Source organism: Amycolatopsis sp. lyj-108 (genome assembly GCF_046549005.1).
In the GTDB taxonomy this organism is placed as follows: Bacteria; Actinomycetota; Actinomycetes; order Mycobacteriales; family Pseudonocardiaceae; genus Amycolatopsis.
In genome coordinates, this window is the sequence record NZ_JAJPWQ010000005.1 from 355,840 (window position 1) to 379,389 (window position 23,550).

General features: G+C 66.9%; 17 protein-coding genes and 1 pseudogene. 10 read left to right on the forward strand and 8 right to left on the reverse strand.

The window, feature by feature from the left end; translation table 11 throughout:
- Positions 1-170: 170 nt before the first annotated feature.
- The gene (locus ACLJO0_RS21065; RefSeq protein ID WP_410580159.1) at positions 171-2,366 is read left to right on the forward strand and encodes an FtsK/SpoIIIE domain-containing protein; all 2,196 of its coding nucleotides are present in this window, start codon (positions 171-173) and stop codon (positions 2,364-2,366) included.
- Between the two features lie 184 nt (positions 2,367-2,550).
- Here the strand turns inward: ACLJO0_RS21065 and ACLJO0_RS21070 are convergent, their stop codons facing one another.
- The 7 genes from ACLJO0_RS21070 to ACLJO0_RS21100 form a co-directional block, all read right to left on the reverse strand.
- On the reverse strand, positions 2,551-2,757 hold the full coding sequence (locus ACLJO0_RS21070; protein ID WP_410580160.1) for a hypothetical protein: 207 nt from the start codon (positions 2,755-2,757) through the stop codon (positions 2,551-2,553).
- Between the two features lie 482 nt (positions 2,758-3,239).
- Positions 3,240-6,242 carry a DUF499 domain-containing protein gene (locus ACLJO0_RS21075; protein ID WP_410580161.1) on the reverse strand — a complete coding sequence of 1,001 codons (3,003 nt, stop codon included), beginning with the start codon at positions 6,240-6,242 and terminating at the stop codon, positions 3,240-3,242.
- Positions 6,243-6,294: 52 nt separating this feature from the next.
- Complete coding sequence (locus tag ACLJO0_RS21080) at positions 6,295-9,018, reverse strand: hypothetical protein (protein ID WP_410580162.1); 2,724 nt, start codon at positions 9,016-9,018, stop codon at positions 6,295-6,297.
- Positions 9,015-12,251: a helicase-related protein gene (locus tag ACLJO0_RS21085; protein WP_410580163.1), complete on the reverse strand. Its 3,237-nt coding sequence runs from the start codon at positions 12,249-12,251 to the stop codon at positions 9,015-9,017. The genes ACLJO0_RS21080 and ACLJO0_RS21085 overlap by 4 nt, the downstream gene beginning before the upstream one ends.
- Entirely contained in the window at positions 12,248-13,372 is a 1,125-nt protein-coding gene (locus ACLJO0_RS21090) for a hypothetical protein (protein ID WP_410580164.1), read from the reverse strand. The genes ACLJO0_RS21085 and ACLJO0_RS21090 overlap by 4 nt, the downstream gene beginning before the upstream one ends.
- 213 nt (positions 13,373-13,585) lie before the next feature.
- On the reverse strand, positions 13,586-14,158 hold the full coding sequence (locus ACLJO0_RS21095; RefSeq protein ID WP_410580165.1) for an ImmA/IrrE family metallo-endopeptidase: 573 nt from the start codon (positions 14,156-14,158) through the stop codon (positions 13,586-13,588).
- A gap of 3 nt (positions 14,159-14,161) precedes the next feature.
- Complete coding sequence (locus tag ACLJO0_RS21100) at positions 14,162-14,545, reverse strand: helix-turn-helix domain-containing protein (protein ID WP_410580166.1); 384 nt, start codon at positions 14,543-14,545, stop codon at positions 14,162-14,164.
- Between the two features lie 156 nt (positions 14,546-14,701).
- On the opposite strand from ACLJO0_RS21100, the gene ACLJO0_RS21105 reads away from it, so the two are divergent.
- The 8 genes and pseudogenes from ACLJO0_RS21105 to ACLJO0_RS21140 all read left to right on the forward strand — a co-directional run bounded on the left by ACLJO0_RS21105 (position 14,702) and on the right by ACLJO0_RS21140 (position 21,245).
- On the forward strand, positions 14,702-14,977 hold the full coding sequence (locus ACLJO0_RS21105; RefSeq protein WP_410580167.1) for a multiubiquitin domain-containing protein: 276 nt from the start codon (positions 14,702-14,704) through the stop codon (positions 14,975-14,977).
- A complete protein-coding gene (locus ACLJO0_RS21110; protein WP_410580168.1) occupies positions 14,974-15,360 on the forward strand; it encodes an E2/UBC family protein in 387 nt (128 codons plus the stop codon). Before ACLJO0_RS21105 ends, ACLJO0_RS21110 begins: the two co-directional genes overlap by 4 nt.
- Positions 15,342-16,721: a ThiF family adenylyltransferase gene (locus ACLJO0_RS21115; RefSeq protein WP_410580169.1), complete on the forward strand. Its 1,380-nt coding sequence runs from the start codon at positions 15,342-15,344 to the stop codon at positions 16,719-16,721. The genes ACLJO0_RS21110 and ACLJO0_RS21115 overlap by 19 nt, the downstream gene beginning before the upstream one ends.
- A gap of 95 nt (positions 16,722-16,816) precedes the next feature.
- Positions 16,817-17,275 carry a hypothetical protein gene (locus tag ACLJO0_RS21120; protein ID WP_410580170.1) on the forward strand — a complete coding sequence of 153 codons (459 nt, stop codon included), beginning with the start codon at positions 16,817-16,819 and terminating at the stop codon, positions 17,273-17,275.
- Positions 17,276-17,572: 297 nt separating this feature from the next.
- Positions 17,573-18,052 (forward strand): annotated as a pseudogene (locus tag ACLJO0_RS21125) (ATP-binding protein); the annotation flags it as partial.
- Positions 18,049-19,188, forward strand: coding sequence for a DNA-processing protein DprA (dprA, locus tag ACLJO0_RS21130; RefSeq protein WP_410580171.1), 1,140 nt, complete (start codon positions 18,049-18,051; stop codon positions 19,186-19,188). The pseudogene ACLJO0_RS21125 and the gene dprA, both read left to right, overlap by 4 nt.
- A 105-nt stretch (positions 19,189-19,293) precedes the next feature.
- Entirely contained in the window at positions 19,294-20,289 is a 996-nt protein-coding gene (locus ACLJO0_RS21135; RefSeq protein WP_410580172.1) for a tyrosine recombinase XerC, read from the forward strand.
- A 107-nt stretch (positions 20,290-20,396) separates the two neighbouring features.
- Positions 20,397-21,245, forward strand: coding sequence for a FliA/WhiG family RNA polymerase sigma factor (locus ACLJO0_RS21140; protein ID WP_125786499.1), 849 nt, complete (start codon positions 20,397-20,399; stop codon positions 21,243-21,245).
- 378 nt (positions 21,246-21,623) lie between these two features.
- Here the strand turns inward: ACLJO0_RS21140 and ACLJO0_RS21145 are convergent, their stop codons facing one another.
- Positions 21,624-22,229 carry a murein hydrolase activator EnvC family protein gene (locus tag ACLJO0_RS21145; protein WP_410580173.1) on the reverse strand — a complete coding sequence of 202 codons (606 nt, stop codon included), beginning with the start codon at positions 22,227-22,229 and terminating at the stop codon, positions 21,624-21,626.
- A 382-nt stretch (positions 22,230-22,611) separates the two neighbouring features.
- Here ACLJO0_RS21145 and rpsB point away from each other — a divergent pair, with 382 nt between their 5' ends.
- The gene (gene rpsB, locus ACLJO0_RS21150; protein WP_410580174.1) at positions 22,612-23,496 is read left to right on the forward strand and encodes a 30S ribosomal protein S2; all 885 of its coding nucleotides are present in this window, start codon (positions 22,612-22,614) and stop codon (positions 23,494-23,496) included.
- Positions 23,497-23,550: the final 54 nt, after the last annotated feature.

Consider the following 23,550-nt stretch of genomic DNA (forward strand, 5'->3'; position numbering starts at 1 on the left):
GAAGGCGACCGGTCCGGCGGTCCGCGCGACGTGGACCGGGGACGGTAGCGGGCACGCCGGCCGGGGTCCAGGCAGACCGCTTCGCGGTCGGCGCAAGCGCCGAACCTGGCCCGCAGCCGACTGGCCCGCTGCTCGTTCCTGGTCCACGCACGCCGACCAGGAGCCTCGCCATGACCAAGGACGACCGAGACGACACCGGCGACGGTGACGGGAAACCCCGCCTGGCACCGGAAACTGAACCTGATGTCACCACGACTGACGACCAGCTGGCGACGAGGACCACCACCGAACTCGCCAGCGGCGCTATCGACGCCGAACTGATCACCGAAGAGGAATACCAGCGCAGCCGAGCCCAACGGGTCGTGGCGGTGGCGGTCGCCAGGTTGCCGCCGCAGTGGCAAAGCGCCGCCACCGCCCGCCACGCCGGTCTCCGCCTGGCGGGCACGGTCGCCAGGGCACCGATCCGTTACCCGGCTGCGGTCGCCCGTGGTACGGCGGTATCCGCGCGGGCGTGGTGGGCCTGGGTACGGGTGGAGGACTTCTACGCCGCCGCGAAGAGCGCGGACAAGCTCGCCGACCGGTTCGACGAGATTCACTTGCACCGGGTCCGGCGCCGCTGGTGGACCCTCGTCATCCTCACCGTGAGCACCGGCGGTCTGGTGACAGTGGAGCTGATCTATGGGCCGGTCATGTGGTGGATCGCCGCCGTCGGCGCCTCGATCGCACTCGCCGCGGCGGGGCGGCGCAAGGACGGCTCGCCGGGCCGGAAGAACGTCTTCCCCGGCACCCGCACCCTCGCGTGGACGATCAACGGGGACGTGCTGGTGGAGGCGTTTCGGGCGGCGAAGGTGATCGGGCCGAAGGACGGGCTGGCGTTCTTCGCCCGCCCGACCCGCGAGGGCGAAGGCTGGGCCGTGGTGGTCGACCTCCCAGCCGGGCGCAAGGCGTCCTCGGCGATCGCTGCGCGGGAGTCGCTGGCCAGCGCGCTCGGGGTTGACGAGACCCAGCTGATCCTGGAACGGGTCCGGGGCACTGGCGGGCACGCCGGGCGGCTGGCGTTCTGGGTCGCCGACCGTGACCCGCTGGCCGAGCCTCCGCTGCGGTCGGGGCTGGAGAAGCTGCCCGAGGTGTCCATTTGGGACGGGGTGACGATCGGTGCGACCGCGCGCGGGCGGGCGGTGACGGTGGCGTTCTGCTGGACAGCGTGGCTGATCGCCGGGCTGCCCCGCTACGGCAAGTCCAACCTGCTCCGGCTGTTCCTCGTCGCGGCATGCCTGGACCCGCACACCCGCATCTACGCCGTGGACCTCAAGGACGGCGCGGACTTCAACCCCCTGCGCCCGGTCGCGCACCGGATACTGATCGCCTCCGCCGAGGGCGCCGAGACCGAGCAGACGCTGCTACGGCTGCTCGCGCTGCTGATCGAACTGGAGACCGAGGTCCTGGACCGCTACAAGCGGTTCAAGACCATGCCCGAGTCCGACGTCCCGGAAGGCAAGATCACCCGCGCCCTGTGCGAGACGAGCATGCCGTGGCTGGTGCTGGCCATCGACGAATGCCAGCTCGGGTTCGAAGAACTGGGCAGCGACACCAAGACCGTGAAGGACCTGCGGCGGGTGATCGTGGACAAGGTCTCCTGGCTGGTCCGAAAAGGACCGGCGGCCGGAGCGACGGTGTTGCTGGCGACGCAGAAACCGGACCGGGGTTCGATCCCGACCCGGTTGCGGGACAACATCTCCAGCCGCGCGGCACTCAGGTTGCCGACCCAGCAGTCCAACGACATGGCCCTGGGCACCGGGAAGACCGCCGCCGGGGTTGACGCGACGAAGTTCACCGAACGCCACCGCGGCGCGGCCTGGCTGCTGGCCGACGACCTCTCCGGCGTCGGCGCCTCCGAGGGTGTGATCATCCGGGCGGCGAAGCTGGACCTCGGCCCGACCCGAGCCGCCGCCGAGACCGGACGCGAACGGCGAGACGCGCTCGGGCTGCTGACCGGCGACGCCGCCGGGCAGCGCCCGCCGGCGCCGGTCGAGCCGGCGGCGCTGACCGAGCTGGTCGCGGCCAGCGACGCCAACGCCGAGCCGGGGGACGCCGAGGTCGTCGATGACGCGGCGGGGCCGCTGCCGGAGGTGCTGGCGTTGCTGGCGGACGTGATCGGCGAGGACGAAACCGGAGTCGTGGCCACCGCCAACCTCGCCGCCCGAATCGAGTGGGACCCCAAGACGCTCGGGGAAGCGTTGCGGCGCTTGGAAATTCCCCCACCACAGCCGTCGCGGCAGCGGATCGGCGGGAGCAAGCACCCGGTGTCGGTGCAGCACGTGGACGCGATCGTCGCGGCCATCATCGATCACGGTGAAGTCGGTTAGCTCAGCCAGCGGGTTGCCTCGCTCACGGCACGAAATCTCCGGTGAACCCAGCACATCGTGTGCCGACCACTGCGCCACGGCGTGCGGACCGTCCCGGGCGACCGCGGGTCGCTGATCTGGCGCAACCTTCGTGAGTGCGGGCGTGCCGACCAGTCAGATAGGTCAGCACTTGCCTGCACTCTGATCATTCGGCGGGCAGCGGGAACAGCTCGCGGACGCCGTAGATGTCGTCGCTCACGGGTTTCCCGGTCGCTGCGCTCACCAGAATCCCCACCTTGCCGTCTTGCGGGCCTGTGTCGGACACCCCAAACGGCGGATCCTCGTTCGACGGGTTCCCCACCGGGATCACGAGCGAGCGGCCCCGGCTGGCGTGGCATTCGCAACTGGGCATGGCACGAGGTTCGCGTGTCCCGAGCCACCGGAGCCAAGCTCTCGGTGGCGCCGGGGGCTGGATGCGAGCCAACGCGGCATCCTTTGCCCGCCAAGGAGTCGCGGGCGCGGCGGGTCGGCTGCCACGTGCCGAACACGAGTCCGGTCTGAGGCCTTCCCGTGGTGGCGCCCAGTTCACAGTGGCGAGGCGACGTGCGCTCCTCGGCGAGCGCTGGTCATCGTGACCACGCGGATCCCGAGCGCACGGCCCGTCGTCCCGGTGCGGAAACCCGTGAGCGCGGCGACCGGGAAACCCGTGAGCGGAAATGGCCCTCCGCTGGGGAATTAATTGAGCGCTGACAGTAGACAGCCGGCCGAGAAAGGCTTGCATCCACCGCTAGCCCACCGCATGTGGCGATGGCAGCTTGAGGAAAGCAACCGACCAGGAGCTGGAGGTCGTGACGGGTCAGCCGGGGTCATGATCCCCGGCCGACCTCGTTGCCACTAGATGTCCTTGAATTTCACCGGGATTCCCAACTCACTGAGTCGCTGCTGGATTTGCTCAGCGGCCTCTGCTTGCAACACGACCTGGACCGTGCCTTGCAGGTAGCTGATCTGTCGCTCGTCCAGGGCCATGTAGAACGCTCGAAACAGTGCGGCGAACCCGTCGGCGTTATCAGCGCTGGCGAGCAGGTTGCTGGTGAACGAGAACGCCGCTTGTCGGTCCTTCGCAGGAGGCTGGGGCGGCGTACCACCTTCGGATTGCCCGCCGTCGGTCTCCTTGTCTTCAGGTCCGCCCGGCGAACTGGAGGACGATGTCCCACCGTGTGGGGCGTCACCGGGCGGGGTGGACGAGTCGCCGCTTGACGCGCAGGCACCGTCGTGCGCCGGTTCGTTGCACTCCGGGCACGCCTGGGGTTGCGGTTTCGCGAGCCGCAGGCTGGTGCTCGCCAGGTTGACCTGTCCGGGTGCGGTCACGGCGACTTCCGCGCCCATACCGTCGACGATGCCCATGAAGCCTTCACTCACAGCGTCGTAGATCGCTTGCTGCAGATCACGATCGCCGCCGTAGAGCAGAGGTAGCCGCGGGGCGCTGTAGAAGGCGGCCCGGATGTCGGAAAGAGTCCTCCCGTAATCCTGCTCGCGAAGATTGTGCAGCAGAGCCCTGGGAGTGAACTCGCCCACGTCGAAGACCTTGTCCCGGGCGGCGAGCGCCTTCCAGACTGTAGTGCCGTTCAACGCGGTGAAGTTGTCATCGTCGAACGTGAGCTCGTCGAGGAAGCGTTCTCCGTCCGGGTCAGGCTGCGCGAGGAACACAACATGCTGGTAGGCCCGTTTGAGAGTCTTCTCTAGTTGTTCTTTCGCGGCGGCTAGTTCCTTGGTCCCCGTCGATTTGAGTTCGGTGTCGTTCTGAACTTCGGGGGCAGCCAAGGCTTTCTGACGTGCCAGGTACTCCACTGCGAGGCCGCGCACGAGACTGCGACGCTGCGTGTTCACTACCGCGTAGACAGCGCTGCTGGCCCATTGCACGGGGAGCTGCTGGGCGTCCTGGCCGAGGCCCATCGCGACGGTCAGCGCCTCGATCGTGGACTTCTCCATTCCGTTGCGGAGGCTGAACTGCGCGGGGTCAAGCACGATGAGCCGACTCGTGTGCGCGGTGTCCAGACCACTGGTCGCCATGACTTCCACCGCCGAGCGGTGAGGATCGGCCGGGACGAATTTCAGTTCCCGGAACGGGCCGCTGCTGGCCAGCCTCTGGGTGAACTCGGCGATAACCTGGTCTCGCTCGGGGTCAGTGATGGTGCGCCGGATGTTGTTGACCAACATGCGGTGGGTGAGCCGAGTGGACAGGAAGTAGCGGGCCGGTTTGTTGTTGCCCTGGCCGCGGACGATGTCGAGTGCGCTGATGCCTCGGTCCGGGTTGACCAGTTCCTCAACAACGCTGTCAGCGTCGGTGATCGTGTAGCTGGCATCCGGCACGCTGGTCGCCGCTTTGACTTCAGGGGCGCTCGCGCCCCGTCCGCGTCCGGGGCGGAGTGTGCCGACGATGCTCGCCAAGAAGATGAACGTCGCAGCCCGCTCAGCCGCGAACGGATTGCTTCCCTGCCAGGGAGTCTCAGAGCGTTCGAAGTCCTGGCGACGTGCGGTCCCTGACGTTCCGCCGTGGTTGACGATCTCGATTTCGGCCAAGCTCCGGTAGTTCGCGATCGTGCGTTCGTCTTCTACCAGGCCGCTGCCCAGGAGCGCCTCGCGCACAGTGCTGTCCGACAGCGGCAGGTCGCCCGGCCCGATGAGGACTGGAACCCATTCTCCCGCCCTGCCTCGCTGCTGGAGGGCGTACACCGTGGCGGCAAAGATGCGGATCGTCGATCGGACGCGCTGGAATCCGGTGACCCTGCTCCACTCCTCCTTCGCCACGCCCATCAACATGGGGTGGAAGGGGTAACAGGCGGCGACTTCGTCCGACCAACTGCGTCGCCAGTCCGCTCCGATCTGCTCCCAGACGTGCTTGGTCCAGCCTTTGTCGTCGAAGGCAGGTGCGTAAAGCGCGGCTGTTGCTGAAAGGACTTCGGTGGCAGGCTCGGTGTCGAACAGTCGCCGCCGCAGGATGTCGGCGAAGTCGCCGACCTCGGTGACCGTTGCCGGCAGCCCATTGCGTTCGAGCAGGCCGTTGAGATCGTCACGGCGTTCCTTGGCCGCAGCCGACAGGGCTGTCTTGTCTGCGTCGGAGGCGATCATCACCACCAGCATGGCGACCTGCTGGACGTCGTTGACGACGTCCAGCAGCGCACGCAGGAACGCCATGTCTTGAGCGGCGAGGTCAGGTTTGTTGGTGCCGTCGAGGCCGTTGCCGATGTAGTCCAAAACCTCATCAATGATGATCAGTACGGGCCGGTTCACTGCTCGGATGGCCTCGGCGATCTTGTGCTTGTCGCTCCAGAACGACCGGTATCGCTCGAAAAGAGCGTAGTCCTTGGAGAACAGCCGCCACAGGAATCGCTCGTAGAGACTGACCGCTGGGCCGTCGAGCTCCTGTACACCAGCACCGGCGGTCATGTTGTCGCACGGCAGGACGACGACATGCGGTCGGCCGAGGTCACGCGCCAGGCCTCGTCCCATCTTGGCTTTCGCTCGTTTGGCGACCTTCTCGCCGAGTTCAGTGGCGAGCAGGGCCTCGGGGTTGGCGGCCAAATGAAAAGCGCCGATACACGCGTGCGACTTACCGCCGCCCATGCCCTGATCGAGCCGAGTGACTGCCCGGGCCTTGAGGTAATCGTCAGCGCCGCCGACGCGAACGGCGATCTCGGTGAGGAGGTCGATCAACCTCTCGGTGGGGTGGGTGATGTCTCCGTAGTAGGTGGCGTCGGCATAGGGCGGACGGTCCGCGCCGGTGCCGTGGACGGCGCGGAACAATGACATCTGCACGTCATCGATCTGGCCGGAGGCGTTGAGGATCTCCTGACGGATCCTCAGCGCCTTCCACCACGGTGTCACGCTCGTCGTCACTGATTGTCTCCTCGGCTGTGGGGGTATGGCTGTTCGTGACGGTGCTCGCCCATCAGATCAACCTCAACTGGGCGTCTTGCTGTTGCTGGAGGCGCGCTGTATCGAGGCCGCTGACGGTGATGGACTCGACGGCACTGCCGATCCCGGCCCGGGTACGCAGGACGCGGGTGAAGGCGATGGAGTCCGGGTCGTTGCCGGGAAGCCGTTCTGGGTCGGCGAGGAACTGCACAGCCGACCAGAGATAGGCATCGTCGACGCTGCGTTCCGATGCCGCCAGAACCTGGCCCATGGCCTGCAGCCCTTCGTCCGATGCTGCGGCCAGCGCCAAGGCGACATCGATGGCTGCGGAGTCCCGGTCGATCTTGCCGGTGTACTCGCGGGACGTGATGAAGCGGACGCCCTTGTCAGCGTCGCCCACCAGATTACGTACGGATGCCAGCTCAAGGGAGGAGGCAAGTGCCTGCCATCGCAGTTCGGACTTCGCCTGAACCTGACGGCCGTAGAGCCGGACCCACCATAGGGCGAATCGTGTGCGGGCGTCGAATGCGGCCAGCGGCTGGTGGTTGATCTCGACAACCATGGCTTCCTGGACCGCAGCGCGTGCCAGCGGCAAGAACGTGTAGATGTCCACTGGCCCGCCCTTGGCGTCGAGGACCTCGCTGTAGCGGCCTACAACCTCCATGGCAGGTCCGGCCGCAGCCATGAGCATGTCCGCAGGTGCCAGACCCCACCGCTCCCAATCGGGGTAGCGCCGCCTGATCTCCGCCTTGATCTCGGCTTCGACGGCGCCCTTGCGCCCTGCGGGGCGCCCGGCCTTAGCCGGGCGGCAGGCCATGGTCAGTGTCGTCTCGATGTTGGCTTTGCCCTGCTGCCCTCCGGATTCGGTGTTGGCCGGCCACGAGCCGGTCATGACCAGGCCGGCTCGTTCGATCGAGTGCAGCAGACGCTGCCACACTTCCGGCTCTCCGTGACCGAAGACGATGGTGACCACGCCGTCGTCGCGGACTACCTGGCGCATCTGGGCGAAGGCTTCGGCGATGAGGGTGTCGTAGTGCTCGCGGGTGCGGTGCTCGTCCGGGGCCTCGCCGCGCACCCGCTTGACGATGATCTCCTGACTTTTGTCCTGGCAGCCGTGCGAGTCGGCGGTGACGGCCAGTTCTGGCCAGGTGTTGTGCAGGCATCGCTTGACCCAGGCGTAGAAGAGGTCAGAGGCGTCCGCGTAGGCGATCATCTGGTCGTAGGGCGGGTCGGTGACCACCGCAGTGAAGGTTTTGGGCGGATATGGCAAGGCGGTGGCGGTCCCGCGTTGCACGGAAGCCGCCGCACCGCGCAGGTTGGAGAACAGGTTGCGGCAAGCGGCCAGCACGTTGTCTGAGATCGAACTCCACGTTCCAGGACCCTCGCCGACACCGGACTCGAAGAAGTCGTGAGAGAACGTGATCGATCCTTCATTGACGAACAGATCTCCGACCTGTGCGCCTCCCTTGCTCTGGAATCTCGCACCGCGGGTCGATCGTCGCAACTTCTTCACCACGACCGCCGTTGCGTACCCGGTCAGGGCCCGCACGTAATCCTGCGAGAGTCCGGCGGCCGTCAGCTCGGTGCCGAGCTCGTTGATGATGCGTGCGAGCCGGATGTAGGAGAGAGTCTGGCGGGCGACCATGAAGTCGCCATAGGTCTTCGCGCCGTAAATGCTCGGCCCGATGATGTTGTTGTTGCCTGGTGCGATGCCCTCGTCCGGAACGGCAGAAAGGAACGGGCTGAACGCAGGCTCGGCGGACAGTGCCCGTTCGGCCGCCACCACGGCGTCCCGCTCCTCGTCCGTGGGCTGCCGGAAGGTTTTCCGGCTCTTGGAGTCGATGTCTACCGCCAGGACGAGGGTGTCTTGCCCTTGTCGCTCCTGGACTAGCCGCCGATGTACCGCCAGCGGGTGTGGGTGGCGGCAGAACGCGCAGATCGCGCTTTTCCCCGCGACCTTCTTGCCGTTCACCACGGCATTGGTGAGCGTGGGTGCCCGCGTGGGCTTCCCCGGCGTCACGACGGCTTCCCACGTACCGGATGCCCGGTCCGCGTCGATGTAGAAGGACAGAGCCGGCCTGTCCCCACGCGCGGGCATCAGCTCGTACGAGCCGATCAGCGGGAACTGCTGGCCGCAGTCCTGGCAGGGAATCGTGACCGCCCACAAGTACCCCCAAGGCAGCGCCTTCTTGTGGTGTGGGTAGACGTCACTCATCGCGGCGGCATGCCGAGTCTGGATCTCCTCGAACAAGGTTTCGAGGTCAGCAAGTAGCCGGTCTGTACGTGAGGTCAGCAGACGACCTGGCTCTCCGAACGGTAGCTCGGGTTCGTTGCTCCAGTCCTCGAAAGGGGCCGAGGTGAGCAGATAGCTGGCCAGGACCGCAACCGGGCTGTAGTCGACGGCGGAGGCATGGACGCCCAGGCGTGCTGATTCGAGCGGGATCATGCCGCGACCCGAGAACGGGTCAAGGGTTGCCGCGCCCTCGGGGTTCGCCTTGGCGATCTCGGCCTGCAGGGCACTCCATGCCGCGTAGCGTCCGGTCATGGCGTCTCGGACCAGGTTCTGCAGCCGGGTCTGCTCGTCGATTTCCTCAGGCCAGGGCAGTAGGGAGCAGATTGTCGCGGCCTTGGCCTGGGCGGTGGGCCGCTTGGCGAACCACATGAACAGGGAGATCTCGCTGTTCCCAGAGCCCCAGCCCTTGTCGCTGTTGGCCGACACCTCGGCACTGGGGAACCATCGTTCGATCATCCTGGTCATGCGTTGCTCCCCGGTGCGTTCTTGAGGCTGCTGCCCGGGACGCGGAATACCGCGCTCCCGGTCATGTCGTTGGCGAAGAGGGTGGCTGGGTCCTGATAGGCCCCGAAGAACCGGCCCCGGCCGTCGGAGCACTGGTCTATGACGTAGAGCCAATAGTCCCTGCGGTGCTGGGTTGCGATGAGGACCTCATTGCCGGTCATCCGGATGCCGTCGCTGGCCGCGTTGCCCAGCACGCCTTTGACTTCGACGTGCCGGATCTGGCTGTTGCGGCGGGCTTCCAGGTCATAGCCGCGGCCCTCGGTGTGCACGTCGGCCACGGCCCAGCCGTCGTCTACAAGAAGCCGCTGCACGTGCCGCATGGAGACCAGTTCGGCATCGATCTCCGCCTGAACGGTGACATCGGCCGCGGCCAGCACACGGATCCGGCCGATGAGCTTCGGGTCGGTCAGTTGCACGTCCGCGAGCCGTTCGAGTTCGTCGAGCCGCTGGGCGGTCTGAGATTGAAGTCGGCGCCGCAGTGCCAGCCGGGTGTCGCGATCGTCGATGCTCTCGGTCAGGCTCAGTGGCAGATTCGTCAGGTCCCGGCGGGCCTGAGCAAACCAGTCCGCGCGTACCTGCCTGTGTTCTGAGACTGTGGCGGCGGCAACCTCGCGGGCCGCCGCCAGCGCCCGGTCCTCGCGCGCGAGGTGGGGTGCTGTGCCGTGCTGTTCGGCGGGCACGAGGTTGGCCAGGGCCTCCCATCGGACCGCGCGGGCGTTGCCGCTGTCGTCGACTTTGATCAGGCTCGCCCAGATGCTGGCGCGCTTGCCGTCGCTTTCGGTCATGGTTGCTGTGAAGGCGTACAAGTCGTAAGGGGTGAGGCTGGTGGGATCGGCAGCGGCGCCGGACTGGTGCAGGTCCTCGGCTAGTGCGTGTTCTGCCATGTCGATCAGGTCGGTGAACCCGGGTTCTCCGGGGCCTAGTGTGATGGTGTCGCCGATGTCGATGCTCTCTGCTGCCTCACGCACGGCTGCTCCGCTGGTAGCGATGTGAACTTCTCCGGCACCGCCTAGCGTGGCAGGGAACTTCTCTTCGCCTGGCAGAGAAAGCCGCCGGAATCCGGCTCCGGCAGCTGTGGGTGATGACAACAGCACGTCCGCAGCGGCGAGCCGGTCGAGATACGCTTCGACGATCGCCGGGTTGATCCGTGCGAACAGGTCGCGCTGGAGCAGTGTCAGCGCGGCCACTGCGTCTACCTGGCTGGCCAGGCGCCGCTCGTTGTCCCGGACCTGTCGTGCTGCGCGAGTGAGTTCTTGGGTCTGGACGGCCCGAGCGGCGTCGATCGCTTGCTGTTTCTTGAGCTCGTCGTTGCCGTACAGGTCGGAGAGCCACTTGTCGTAGTCGACACCTGTGATCTCGGCGACCGCCGACAGACTGTCGAACATCTGCCCACGCAGCTCGTTGGCCGCGGTGACGAAGTTGTCCAGCAGCCGAAGCAGGGTTTCGCCCTCGCGTGTGTCGGTGGCGACCAGGTTGTACAGGTGCACGTCGCGCAGCTGGCCGACACGGTGAATGCGTCCCATCCGCTGCTCGAGCCGGACCAACGACCAAGGGATGTCGTAGTTGACCAGCACGTGGGCGGCTTGCAGGTCGATACCTTCATTGCCCGCGTCGGTCGTGACGATGACCTGAAACTCGCCTCGCATGAACGCCCGGCGTACTTCGTCACGCTCCGCCTTGCTCTGCCGTCCGGAATACAGCTTGGCGGTGAATCCCTCGGCTTCGAGGCGCTGGGCGATCCACTCTGCCGAGTCGGCATACTCGGTGAACACCACGGCCTGCTCGCCGTTGCCTGGGAGGACGTCGTGCTTGGCCAGGCAATCATCAGTGAGCCGCATCCACTTCGACGGTCTCGACGTGGCGTTACTCAGCGTGGCATTGATCTGGTCCACGAGGTTCTTGATCGCCGCCCGCTCGGTCCTGCCGGAGGTCGAGCTTGTGTGAATGACCTTGGCCTCGTCGATCTCCGCCTCGTCGCCTTGATCCTCGCTGTCGGCGATCAGAGCTGCCTCCGCCTCACTCATTGCGCCCATGTGGTCGTGACGCCGACGCAGCGTCTCGGCGAGCGCGTACAGGCTGGAGGCGGCCCGCTTGCCGTATACCATGCGGGCAAGGGGCTGCGCCGCCGGCGCGAAGAACCGGTCGACCATGTCCAGGGCGGCCTGGTAGTAGCCGTACTCCGTTTGCGATAGCGGAACGCTGAGGTTGTGGGCGGCGCGGCCCTTGAACAACCGGGTCTTGCCGTCGTAGTCGACCAGGTCTTCCTTCATCCGCCGCAGGAAGTGGATCGGGCCCGGTCGCAGCGCACGGAGTTCGATGTTGGGGTCGTTGCCTGGGTCCGGATAGATCGCCGGGTCGACCAGATGCAGGAGGTGCCGGAACAGCCACTCTTTGCCTCGATGGGGAGTGGCGGTCATCAGCAGTGCCCGTGGGGTGTTCTTGGCCAGCAGGCGGCCGACTTGGTGAAACCCGGCCGCAGTGGGCGTCAGCCGGTGCGCTTCGTCGAAGACCACCAGATCCCAGCCGGCCTTGTCCGGACGGATGGCGTCTTGCACCGCGGGGTTGACAGCGGCCAGTTCAAGGGAGATGACCCAGAGGTCGTTGGAGTTCAGCGCGTTTTCACGCACCGTGGCCGAGGTGAGCTGCCGCAATCCGCCCCCCAGCAGCCTGTCGAAGTCGTCCACCCATTTCGAGGCCAGGTTCGCTGGGCACACGATGATGGCACGCTTGACCAGGCCCAGCCGCTGCATCTCCCGGAGGTACAGACCGGCCATGATTGTCTTGCCGGTGCCGGGCTCGTCTGCGAGCAGGAAGCGCAGCAGCGGTTGCGGCAGCATCGCCCCGTAGACGGCCGTAGTTTGGTGTGCGTACGGCTTCAGCGGTGTGGCCGCCATGGCGCTGGACTCGGCGTTGACGGCCGCCGCGTGCATCCATTGTGTCCACATGGCCGCAAGTACCCGGGCTGAGTTGGCTCGCCCATCGCTGACCAGGGGGCGCACGGTCTGGGTATCTCCGGCCGCAAGGTTCACTTCGTGTCGACGGTCCTGGTCATCAACCAGGATGAGATCCCACGCCCCCGGATCATCACCGGGGAGCGCGAAGCGGATGGTGGCGAACTCAGGCACTCCTGCGGCCTGGACCCTCACCCGTTGGCCGCGTTCGAACACCATCTCGTGTCCCGGCTGTGTGCTCATGCTCGTGTCCCATAGTTTGTCCGGATCCATCGGGCCAACAGCGGATCGATCACACGCCAACCCCGGCTCATCTCTTCGATCAGCCCTGCGGCGACCAAGTGCGGGGTCGCTTTCTGCGCCGTGGTCTTAGGCAGTCCCAGGGTTCGCAGAGCACGGGCGGCCATGGGCGTGCCGTACTCGGCCACAGCTCGCAGCACCTTGCGCTGTCCCGCGCTGAGTCCGCTCATCGTGGCTTGGGCTTCGGGGGCGACCAGCCGTAATGCCATCGTGAGTGCGGCCTCCCAGTGATCGTCGGTGGCTTGTGCACCCATATGAACCTCTTGCCACAGCAGATGTGCCAGCAGCATCGTCCGCTGCGGATGTCCCTCGCCAGCAGTCAGCAGGCCATCCAGCACGCCAGCCACATCACGATTCCCCGCGACGAACCGTTTCTTGATTGCTTCGTGGAGCTCCGTAACCGGCAGCCGACCCAGTCGAAGCGTTTCGACCGGCCTGCCGGAAGGGCTCTCAGGAACTATGTCCGGGCGTCCGACGGAAAACAGGTAGGAGACCGCATCCAGGTGTTGGTGCGCGTGCTGCCAGATCAAGGACTCAGCTTCGGGAACCCCAGCGACGGACTGGAACTCGTCCAGGACGATCAAGATCCGTTCACCCTCTCGCTGAGCCAGCTGGGTGGGCAACTCCAGAATGACGCGTAGCGCCGATAGTGGGTCGGCAGCAGGGCTATCGGCCATCGTCACGGCGAACCCGGACCCGCTGATCGATACGCCTGCTCTCGCGGCGGCAAGAATTTTGACCACCGTTGGGCGGAGCCTTTCGGGCGTGTACTGCGCCCAAGCCCGCTCAAGCCTGAGAACCAGGTCGGCGAGACTGGCGACCCCGAACAGATCGGCAGTGACCACGACCAACCCGTTCCGCTTCCCCTCGGACGAAACTTTGTGAATCAGGCTGGTCTTCCCATAGCGTCGTGGTGCCGCCAGCACCATCAACTGCCCTTCACGGGTCCATGCCTCAATCGCGTCGGCCTCCCGCTGCCTGTCGATCACGTGGTCGACAGGAACTGGCCCGTCGAACTCGAACGGGTTCGCGCCATCCATCATCGCCGACTCCGAAAGGTGCATCGGGGACCCCTGCAAAGTACGCCGGTAGCGTACCGGTTCGGTACGCTACCGGCGTTTGGGCGTGTCGTGGACTCTGATCACTTCGGAGTGATCAGACCTCGACGCAACCGCTTTCCCTTGCTGTAGGAACTTTGCGTCCGCGCGGGTGGCGATGGCGCCCTCGTGGTTGACGGCGCTCGCAGTTCCTTCTCTGATCCTCGTCGTACTGCGGGTCTACTGACGTCCCTGCCGAGCAAGGGCGTTGCTCGCCCTGACTCGGGCGCCGGACATCCGCATCTGGACGAACTGGGTGCTCACGCCGAACGCTGATGCGATCTGTTCGTTGGTCTTCTCGTCGAAGGCGGCTCGCATCGCCGCCTTCCAGGGAAGCAGTAGCTCGGCGGACATGAACTTCGCCTGCTTCTCCTTCTCCTTGTCGAAGCGCCGACAGCCATCGTCGGTGAGGAGGATGCTGTCGAAGCTGTGTTCGAGGAGGTGGTGACCGAGTTCGTGCGCGATGTTCGACCTGCGGCGCTCCGCTGAGTGCGCGGTGTTCTCGATCATGATGCGTCGGCGGCCGAGAGGGATCAGGGCGGCAGACCACGCGTTCTGGCGAACCTCGGTGAAGTGACGGACGGCTTCGCTGGAACGGTCCTCGTCGGCCAGCTCGGCGATCGGGTAGACCGGAATGCCGTGGCTCGTCGCCAGGGCGTAGGGGTCGAGGGGCTGAAACCACTTCAGTCTCAACTCAGCCCGCTCTTCTTCGGCGACTTCGCGCATCTTCGCCTGCGTCCACTGCTTCGCCACGAGTCAGTCTTCCTGCCTGGCCCGATCCGTCGCGAAGCGCTTGACGGCCGAACCGATGAGCTCTTCGAGATGTTCGACGTCTTCTTTGTTGAGGTCACTGCGTGCTCGCAGGAGCGGGGACACCTCAGCAAGCAGCGGTAGTTCCTCCTTCCGTTGCTTCTTGAGCTGATCTTCGTTCACGATGAAGGTGTCCGCGGAGACCCCCAGCCAGGTGACCATCGCGGCGAACGCGTTGACGTCCGGTTTGAGGTCGTTCGCCAGCCTCGACATCGTGGAGGGGCTGACCCCGATCTCCTTTGCGAGCTGGCGCCACGACAGACCCTTGGCGTCTCGGGTCGCGTCCAGGGCGGTATGCAGGGCATTCACGTCGACAGTGGTGCGGGCCAAGTCTCCTCCTTCGGCGTAGTCCGAGTTTCTCTCAGTGTTCGACAAGTCTGCCACATGTGCTATCGTCCATTCGTGGTGCTCGAAGTTTCGAGCACTGAGAAGAATTAGGTGCATTCTGCCGGGTGTTCCCGGCGGACGGACAGCTGGAGGCTGACCATGACTATCGCCACCGAACAGCTCAACGACGGCAAGAACCCGCGCCCCCTGCGCCTGCGGGTAACCGTCAACAACCATCCGGTCGTCCTGACCGAACGCAGGATGACCGGTCTGGGGATCAAGCAGGCGGCCATCGCCCAAGGGGCCGCGATCGAAGTGGGCTTCCAGCTCTCGGTCAAGAAGGGCAAGCACTACCAGGTCGTCGGCGACACCGACACCATCGCCATCCACGAGGGGCAGGATTTCCTCGCCGTCGCGGCCGACGACAACTCGTGATCACGATCGCCACGGCTGTCGCCGAAGCTGTCGTCGCCGTCCGGGACCATTTCGCCGGCCATCCGGTCGAAGAGATCCCGGACGGCGCCGGCGGGGTCTTCCTCATCGTCGGCGACGTCGAGATCGGCAGCCGCTACACCCCGACAACCACCTGGCTGGGCTTCCAGATCAGCGCCGCCTACCCGCACTCCGACGTCTACCCGCACTACATCGGTCTCGTTCACCGCCGAGACGGTCAGCCTTTCCCGGACGCCGTTCAGAACTTCGAATGGCGAGGCCGCACGGCGCTGCAGCTGTCACGCCGATCGAACCGGTGGAACCCGGCCGTCGACAATGCCGCCCTTAAAGCAGAGAAGGTGATCACGTGGTTCGTCACGCTGTGAACCCGCCGGCCGACGGCTGGAGCCTCACCCTCCCGTCGGCCCTGTGGGGCGACCTGCATCAGCATCTGTTCGGGCGCGATGACGATGAACACGGCGCCGTCATCCTCGCCGACCTCGCCACCGGTCCACGCGGACCACGCCTCCTCGGCCGCCAGCTCCTGCTCGCCGAAGACGGCATCGACTACATCGACGGGACCACCGGCTACCGAGCCCTCGCACCCGAATTCGTGCGCGATGCCGCGGTCCGCGCGCGAGACGAGGAGCTCGTATACCTCGCCGTTCACAACCACTTCGGGACCACCAGCGTCGCCTTCTCGGCCGTCGACCTCGCCAGCCACGAGCGCGGCTACCCCGCGCTCCGACAAATCACCGGGCGGACGGTCGGGGCCCTGGTGCTGACCCCGCACGCCGCCGCAGGCGACCTCTGGCTACCTGACGGAACCCGCGAACACCTCGCCGAACTGGTCATCCCGGACAACAACATCATCCGGTTGCGTCCCCGGCCCGCGTCACCCGTGCCCGCAGACCCGTTCCGCGACCGTCAAGTCCGGCTGTTCGGCGACCAAGGTCAGAAGACCTTCGACCGCCTGCACGTCGCCGTCGTCGGCCTGGGCGGCGTCGGCAGCATCCTCGTCGAACTCCTGGCCCGCCTCGGCACTGGGAACCTCCTCCTCATCGACGACGACATCGTCGACGCAACCAACCTGCCACGCCTCATCGCAGCCGATCATGGCGACGTCGGTCGGCCGAAAACCGAACTGGCCGCCCGCAACGCACGTCGAGCGAATCCCGGGATCACGCTGACCCTCCTACGCGAGCGAGCCGAAAGCCCAGTCGCCCGAACAGCGCTCGCGGACTGCGACTGGATCTTCCTCGCGGCGGACACCCATGCCGCTCGTCACTGGGTCAACGAGATCGTCCACGAACACCTGATCCCCGCCACCCAGATCGGCGTGAAGATCCCCGCCGACGAACACGGCGACATCGGACAGATCCACGCCGTATCCCGATTCCTCGTCCCCGGCCACGGCTGCATGTGGTGCAACGGCCTCATCGACCCCACCGAGCTCGCAATCGACATGCACCCCGAAAACGAACGCGAACGCGCCCGATACGTCCCGGGCATCATCGCCCCCAGCGTCATCGGCCTCAATAGCCTCGCCGCGTCCGAGGCGATCAACCACTTCATGCTCGCCGTCACCGCGCTTCACTCAGACACCCTCGACCACGCCACAGTCCTCCACCGTCCACGCACCCGTGATCGGGATCTTCAACTGCCGCGGCAAGATCCAGCCTGTGCCGTCTGTTCGCGCTACTCCCTGGCCAGGACGCTGCGCGCTAATGATCAGCCAAACGGGTGAACTCTGATGAGCGCTGTTCGTTGAGTCAATGTCTCACGAGGTGAGTGCAGTGTCGAAGCCGCGACCGGCCGCGGAGGGGGAACTAGGGTGTCCGGATGGATGCCGCAGACGCTGAGTTGGCGATCACCGCGACGGAGGCCAGCGAGAAGATCCTGTCTCTGCTGCCTTACTTCCGGCTGCTGGAGGCGCCATTCGATCGTGTCTACGATCTGGCGTCCCTGGCGGCGGGACTCCGCGTACAGCAGCGGGTTCTCGAAGACGCCGTTGCCGCGTATCCCCGGCCGCTGGTGTCGGGCCGGCTGGACGAGCCGGGGCCTATCGCGACCTCGCTGATCGCCCTTATCGGCCAGCTTTCGCGCGTCTCGTTGCTGTTGCACGGGCTCGCCAAGACCACCGGCGAGGGCATGACGGCGGTTCTGCGCGACGAGCTGACGAACGTGGCCGACGCGGCAGGCGTCGCCGCCGCGCTGACGCCGCACAACTTCGCAGGCATCCATGCCTTCGTGGACAACGAGTGGCTGGGCCACGTACTCACCAAAGCGGCCGCCAGCTGACCTCGGCCTGCTGTTCGGTGCTGTGCGCCCGCGGGACGTTCGCGAGTCGCAAGGCCGGGTGCGTCCGGGGAATACCGGGACCCTGGCCTTACGCATGAGACCGGGAACCTAGAGAAGTCGAAGGTGATGGTTGTGTCCGAGGTGCTTGGTGTTCCCTGGCTGAACCTCTACGACTTCATAGAACAACGGGACTGGAGCGTCTGACCACCTGTCTGACTGCATTGCTGGGGGACACCCGACGGTCGTAAGGTGTGGATCTCTGTCGGTCAACGGTCAGTGGCAAACCCCGTCCACAAGCTGGCGACCAATCCTTGTCCGTGCGCCCCGGCGAAAGACGCCGACTGCATGTGTTCGGCGACCGTGCGAAGGCGGTACTTGGGCCGGCTTTCCGGACCGTTACTCGATCGGGTGGATCTGAGGGTCGGGCTGCGTCCGCTTTCCGCGCTCAGCGCGCACCTGAGCGAGCCGCCCGAAGCGTCGGCGGCCGTCCGGGAACGGGTCCTGGAAGCACGCGAGCGGTCCGGTAAACGCTGGGCGGATCAGGGCTGGCTGACGAACGCGGAGGTGCCGGGTCCGGCACTGCGTCGCGAATTCGCTCTGCCGCCGCAGGTCACGGCGCTGCTGGACCGCGCGTTGGAACGCGGGGCGATCACCGCGCGCGGCGCGGACCGCTGCCTTCGCATCGCTTGGACCCTCGCCGATTTGAAGGGCGCCGACAAGCCGGAGGCGGACGAGGTCGCGGCGGCCCTGAACTTCAGGGAGAGGTCATCCGGATGAGTGAATTCGAAGCCGAGCGGATCGCGCGGTCGTACCTTTTGCGCGTCGCCGAGCCTCCGGCGCCAGCCTTGGCAGGCTTCATCGGTGAACACGGCCCTGTCGTCGCCGCGGAACGAGTGAGGCGTGCCCAGTGCCCGCCGAAGGTGCGCGACGAGACGTCCGCGAGGCGGGCGCACGATTACGCCGAGCGGGATCTGGAGCGCGCGGCAGCCGGTGAAGCCAGGCTCGTCATCCCGGAAGACGACGAATGGCCGGCCTGGCCGTTGCTTTCCCTGGCCGTGGCCCAGCGCAGGGGCGTTTCCGGTGTGGCACCTCCGCCGGCGCTGTGGGTACGCGGTCCGGCCAGGCTCGACGAGGCCGTGGACCAGGCGATCGCGGTAGTCGGTGCCCGCGCGGCGACCGGATACGGCGAGCACAACGCGGCCGAGGTGGGCTATCACCTCGCGAGCCGGGGGATCCCGGTGTTCTCGGGGGCGGCGTACGGCATCGACGGCGCGGCCCACCGGGGCGCGTTGAGCGCGGACGGGACGACGGTCGCTCTGCTCGGCTGCGGGGTCGACGTCGGCTATCCGGCACAGCACGCGACCTTGTTGCGCAGCATCGCGAAGACCGGCGCGGTGGTCAGCGAGTACCCGCCGGGCACCTCACCTGCCAGGCATCGCTTCCTCGTGCGGAACAGGCTCATCGCGGCACTCACGGAAGGGACCGTCGTGGTCGAGGCGGGCAGGCGCAGCGGCGCGCGGAACACCGCGACCACGGCAGGGGTCCTCGGCAAGGTCGTGATGGCCATGCCGGGGCCGGTGTCGTCGGGGATGTCCGCGGGGTGTCACGCGCTGATCCGCGAAGGTGAGGCCACGTTGGTGACCTCGGTCGACGAGATCCTCGAGACCGCCGGACGGCTGGGGTCGGCGGGCGCGGCTCCGTCGAAACCCCGCCGCCGCACCGATCGGCTCGGGTCGGAGGCGCTGCGGGTGCACGACGCGCTGTCCGACCGGTCGGCGAGACCCGAGGAACGGGTAGCGGCCGAGTCCGGCATCCCGGTCGAGCGTGTCCGCTCGCTGCTTCCGGAACTGGAACTCGACGGCTTCGCGGAAAGGAGTGACGCAGGGTGGCGAAGACGGGCCGCCAAGACCTGACTGGCCTACACCTGAGACGCCATCCCGGCACGATCCGACCACGGACACCGCAACAGGGTGCGGCGATACTTGACCATCCGCCGTACATCGCGCAGCGTGATCGGCATGCCGTCGACCGAAGGTCCTCACGGCACGGGGAAACGCGGCCGCAGACCCGATCTGCGCGCCGCCCGTGTCGCGCTGCCGGAGCCTGTCCGGAAGCTGATCGACGACTACGAGCGGCATCTTTCGCTCGAACGCGGGCTGTCCGCGCATACGGTGCGGGCCTACCTCGGCGACTTGGTGTCGCTGATGGGTTTCGTGGACGGGAACGGCGGCCGGTTCTCCGATCTCGACATCGGGACACTGCGTGGCTGGCTCGCCCGGCAACGCGAAGAAGGCGCCAGCCGGACGACACTCGCGAGGCGAGCGGCGGCGGCCCGCACCTTCACCGCTTGGGCTCACCGAGGTGGGGCGCTCGCGTCGGATCCGGGCGGGCGGTTGGTGGCGCCGCGCGCGCACCGCAAGCTTCCCGGGGTCCTCCGAGCGGAGCAGGCCAGCGACGTCATGCGCTTCTCAGCCGCCGGTGCCGAACAGCGCGACCCGGTGGCCTTGAGGGACAGTGCCATCGTGGAACTGCTCTACGCGACCGGTGTGCGGGTTTCGGAACTGTGCGGGCTGGATGTGGGCGACGTCGACTTCTCCCGCAGGGTCGTGCTCGTGCTGGGCAAGGGCGGCAAGGAACGTGTCGTGCCGTTCGGTGTCCCCGCCGAAGCGGCCTTGCGGCTGTGGCTGGACGAGGGCAGGGGAAAGCTCGCAGTCGAGACGAAGGGGCCGACGCAAGCGGCGCTCTTCCTGGGGGCACGAGGCGGCAGGCTCGATCCGCGGGCGGCCCGCCGGGTCGTCCACGACGCCGTCGGCTCGGTGCCGGGCGCGAACGACATGGGACCGCACGGCCTGAGGCATTCGGCAGCCACTCATCTGCTCGAAGGCGGCGCCGATCTTCGAAGCGTTCAGGAACTGCTTGGTCACGCTACGCTGGCTACAACGCAGCTCTACACTCATGTGACCGTCGATCGGCTGAAGGCGATCCACGACCGCGCGCACCCCCGGGCTCGATGATGCCGGGGAGGACTCGGCAGGAGACCCGGCGGCCCGAACCGACGGCGCACGCGCATCCGCACGAGCACGGAGACCACTCTGAGTCGCATGCTGAGAACGGCGGTCCGATGACCGCCGACCCACATGTCACCGAAGCCGCCGGGAAACACCGTCCCGGCGGCGACGGTCCTGCCGTCGCGCCCGAAGCGCGGACCAGCTACGAAGTGGACGCCGGGATCCAGGCCTTATGGCGGGAGTTCACCGAGTCGCCGGACCAGATGGTGCGCGACAGGCTCGTGCTGCACTACGCCCCGCTCGTCAAGTACGTCGCGGGCCGGGTCGGCACCGGGCTGCCGACCCATGTCGACGTCGGTGACCTGATCCAGTCCGGGATCTTCGGCCTGGTCGACGCGATCGAGAAGTTCGAACCCGCCAGGGGCCTGCGGTTCGAGACCTATGCCATGCAGCGCATCCGCGGCGCGATCCTCGACGACCTGCGCTCCCAGGACTGGGTTCCCCGGGCGGTGCGCAGCAAGGCCCGTGAGGCCGAGCGTGCCCTCGAACGCCTCGGCGCCCGGCTGAACCGCACCCCGACCGACGCCGAATTGGCGGCCGAGCTCGAAATCAGCGTCGACGACCTGCGCGAGTTCTACGGCCAGATGCAACTGACCAGCGTCATCGCGCTGGAAGACCTGGTCGCCGCCGGCAAGGACAGCGGCTCACTCGTCGACACTCTGCCCGACGACGGCGCCGTCGACCCGGTGGCCGTCCTGGTCGACCAGGACAACCGCCGCCAGCTGGCGCAGGCCATCGCCCAGCTCACCGAACGCGACCGGATCGTGGTCGGCCTCTACTACTTCGAGAGCCTGACGCTCGCCGAGATCGGCAAAGTCCTCGGCGTCACCGAATCGCGGGTCAGCCAGCTGCACACCCGCGCCGTCATGCGGCTGCGCGCCAAACTGGTCGAGCAAGCCTAGCCACCGTCCCGGTCCGCGACGCTCAGCCGAGTCGCCGCCTGTCCAGGTTCGCCGGTTCGCTTCGGGTGGGCTGCGAAGACTCAACGCCCGCGCCGCACTACATGCCCCTTTCCTTGCGTTATCGCGTCGATGCTCCTGCTGGCAGCGGACGACACATGTGCTCAGTCGGACGACACGCGTGCTTGGACGGACGACACGTGTGTCCTGCCGGACGCCGCGTGTGTTTGGGCAGACGATTCGTGTCTCTAGCCGGAAGCACGCGTGTCCCGTGCTTGGACACGCGAATCGCGCCATCTGCCGAAGAAAGCGGCAAGAGCAAGCAGGGCCACGCCGAGAAGAAGCCAGGCCGCGGGCACGGGACTTTCCGAAACGGTCGGCTCAGTCTCCTTCCCACGGTTTGAGGCGGATTTCGGACGGTTCGCCGATCAAGGCGAGTGGATCGACGTACTCCTCACCCTTCCGGACGCCGAAATGCAGGCACGCCGGCTCCGCGCAGCCCGGGTGGCCGGCCGCGAGTGTTCCGAGCACCTGACCCCGGTAGACCTGGTCACCCGCGGTGACGGTCGGGGCGAGTGGTTGGTAGGTGGTGCGCAGACCTCCGTCGTGATCGATCGAAACCACCCCGCGGCCCGCCACCTGACCGGCGAACATCACCACTCCTTCGGCGGCCGCGAGCACGTTCGTGCCCGGTGCCGCGGCGAGGTCGACGCCTCGGTGGCCGGGGCCGTACGGCGTCGAGGGCGGCTCGAAGTACCTGGTGACGCTCGGTGCCGGGGAAAGCGGCCAGGAGAGGCGTCCTTGCGGTGTGGGGGCGCCTCTGGCCGTCCCCGGCATCGCCGCCGACGCGCCGATCGCGAGCACGGTCGCGAGGATCGTGAGGCGGGGAAGGCGTCGAGGGTGCCCCGGGCGGCGGTGCCTGCCGCCGGTGCGGTCGATCGCGAAGGAATGCCTGGTGACAGGGCGGGAACAGCTCGTCATCGTCATGTGTTCCAGGCTGGGGGAGACGTGAGGCGGATGGGGCGGGCCGGGGAAATCTGTGGATAACCGGCGCGGTTGTGGACAACCCCTCTCATCAGGGGCTGCCGGTGCGATACCCGGTGGCGACAGGGAGTAGACTCTTTTGCGCGGTCCGCGTCAGCGGACTGACTTCGCGTGCACGTGCGCGCCCCCGATGGCCGATCTCCTCACGGAGGGTCAGGACAGCCGGGGGCACACGGCCCGGCGGTCCCTGGAATCACTTCACTCCCGGGTCCGGGCCCGAGCATCGGCACCAGGGCGATCGGCCACCCGGCCGAGAGCGACGAACCGAGCAAGCGCGTCCCGGCGGAGCCGGGCGCGCACGACACAGAAGAGGTTGATTCCGGCAATGGCCGTCGTCACCATGAAGCAGCTGCTCGACAGCGGCGTGCACTTCGGGCACCAGACTCGTCGGTGGAACCCGAAGATGAAGCGCTACATCTTCACCGAGCGCAATGGCATCTACATCATCGACCTGCAGCAGACGCTGACGTACATCGACCGTGCGTACGAGTTCATCAAGGAAACCGTCGCGCACGGCGGCACCATCATGTTCGTCGGCACGAAGAAGCAGGCTCAGGAAGCCATCGCCTCCGAGGCCTCGCGCGTGGGCATGCCCTACGTGAACCAGCGCTGGCTCGGCGGCATGCTCACCAACTTCCAGACGGTGCACAAGCGTCTTCTCCGCCTGAAGGAGCTCGAGTCGCAGGAGCAGACCGGTGGTTTCGCCGGCCTGACCAAGCGCGAGATCCTCACGCTCACCCGTGAGAAGGACAAGCTCGAGAAGACCCTCGGCGGTATCCGCGACATGGCCAAGGTGCCGAGCATCGTGTGGATCGTCGACACGAAGAAGGAGCACATCGCCGTCGGCGAGGCTCGCAAGCTGAACATCCCGGTCGTCGCGATCCTGGACACCAACTGCGACCCGGACGAGGTCGACTACCCGATTCCGGGTAACGACGACGCGATCCGTTCGGCCGCGCTGCTGACCAAGGTCGTGGCCGAGGCCGCCGCCGCCGGTCTGATGGCCCGCTCCAGCCGCAACGGTTCCTCCGCCGACGCCAAGCCCGAGGCCGGCGTCGCCACGGACGAGCCGCTGGCCGAGTGGGAGAAGGAGCTGCTCGCCGGCTCCGAGACCGCCGCCGCGGACGCCAAGGAAGCGGCCGCCGCGACCGAGGCTCCCGTCGAGGCCTCCACCGAGGCTCCGGCCGAGCAGGCCACCGCCTCCTCCTGATGCACCCAGCCCGTGGGGCCGCCTCCGGGCGGCCCCACGGGTGACTTCCCCAAA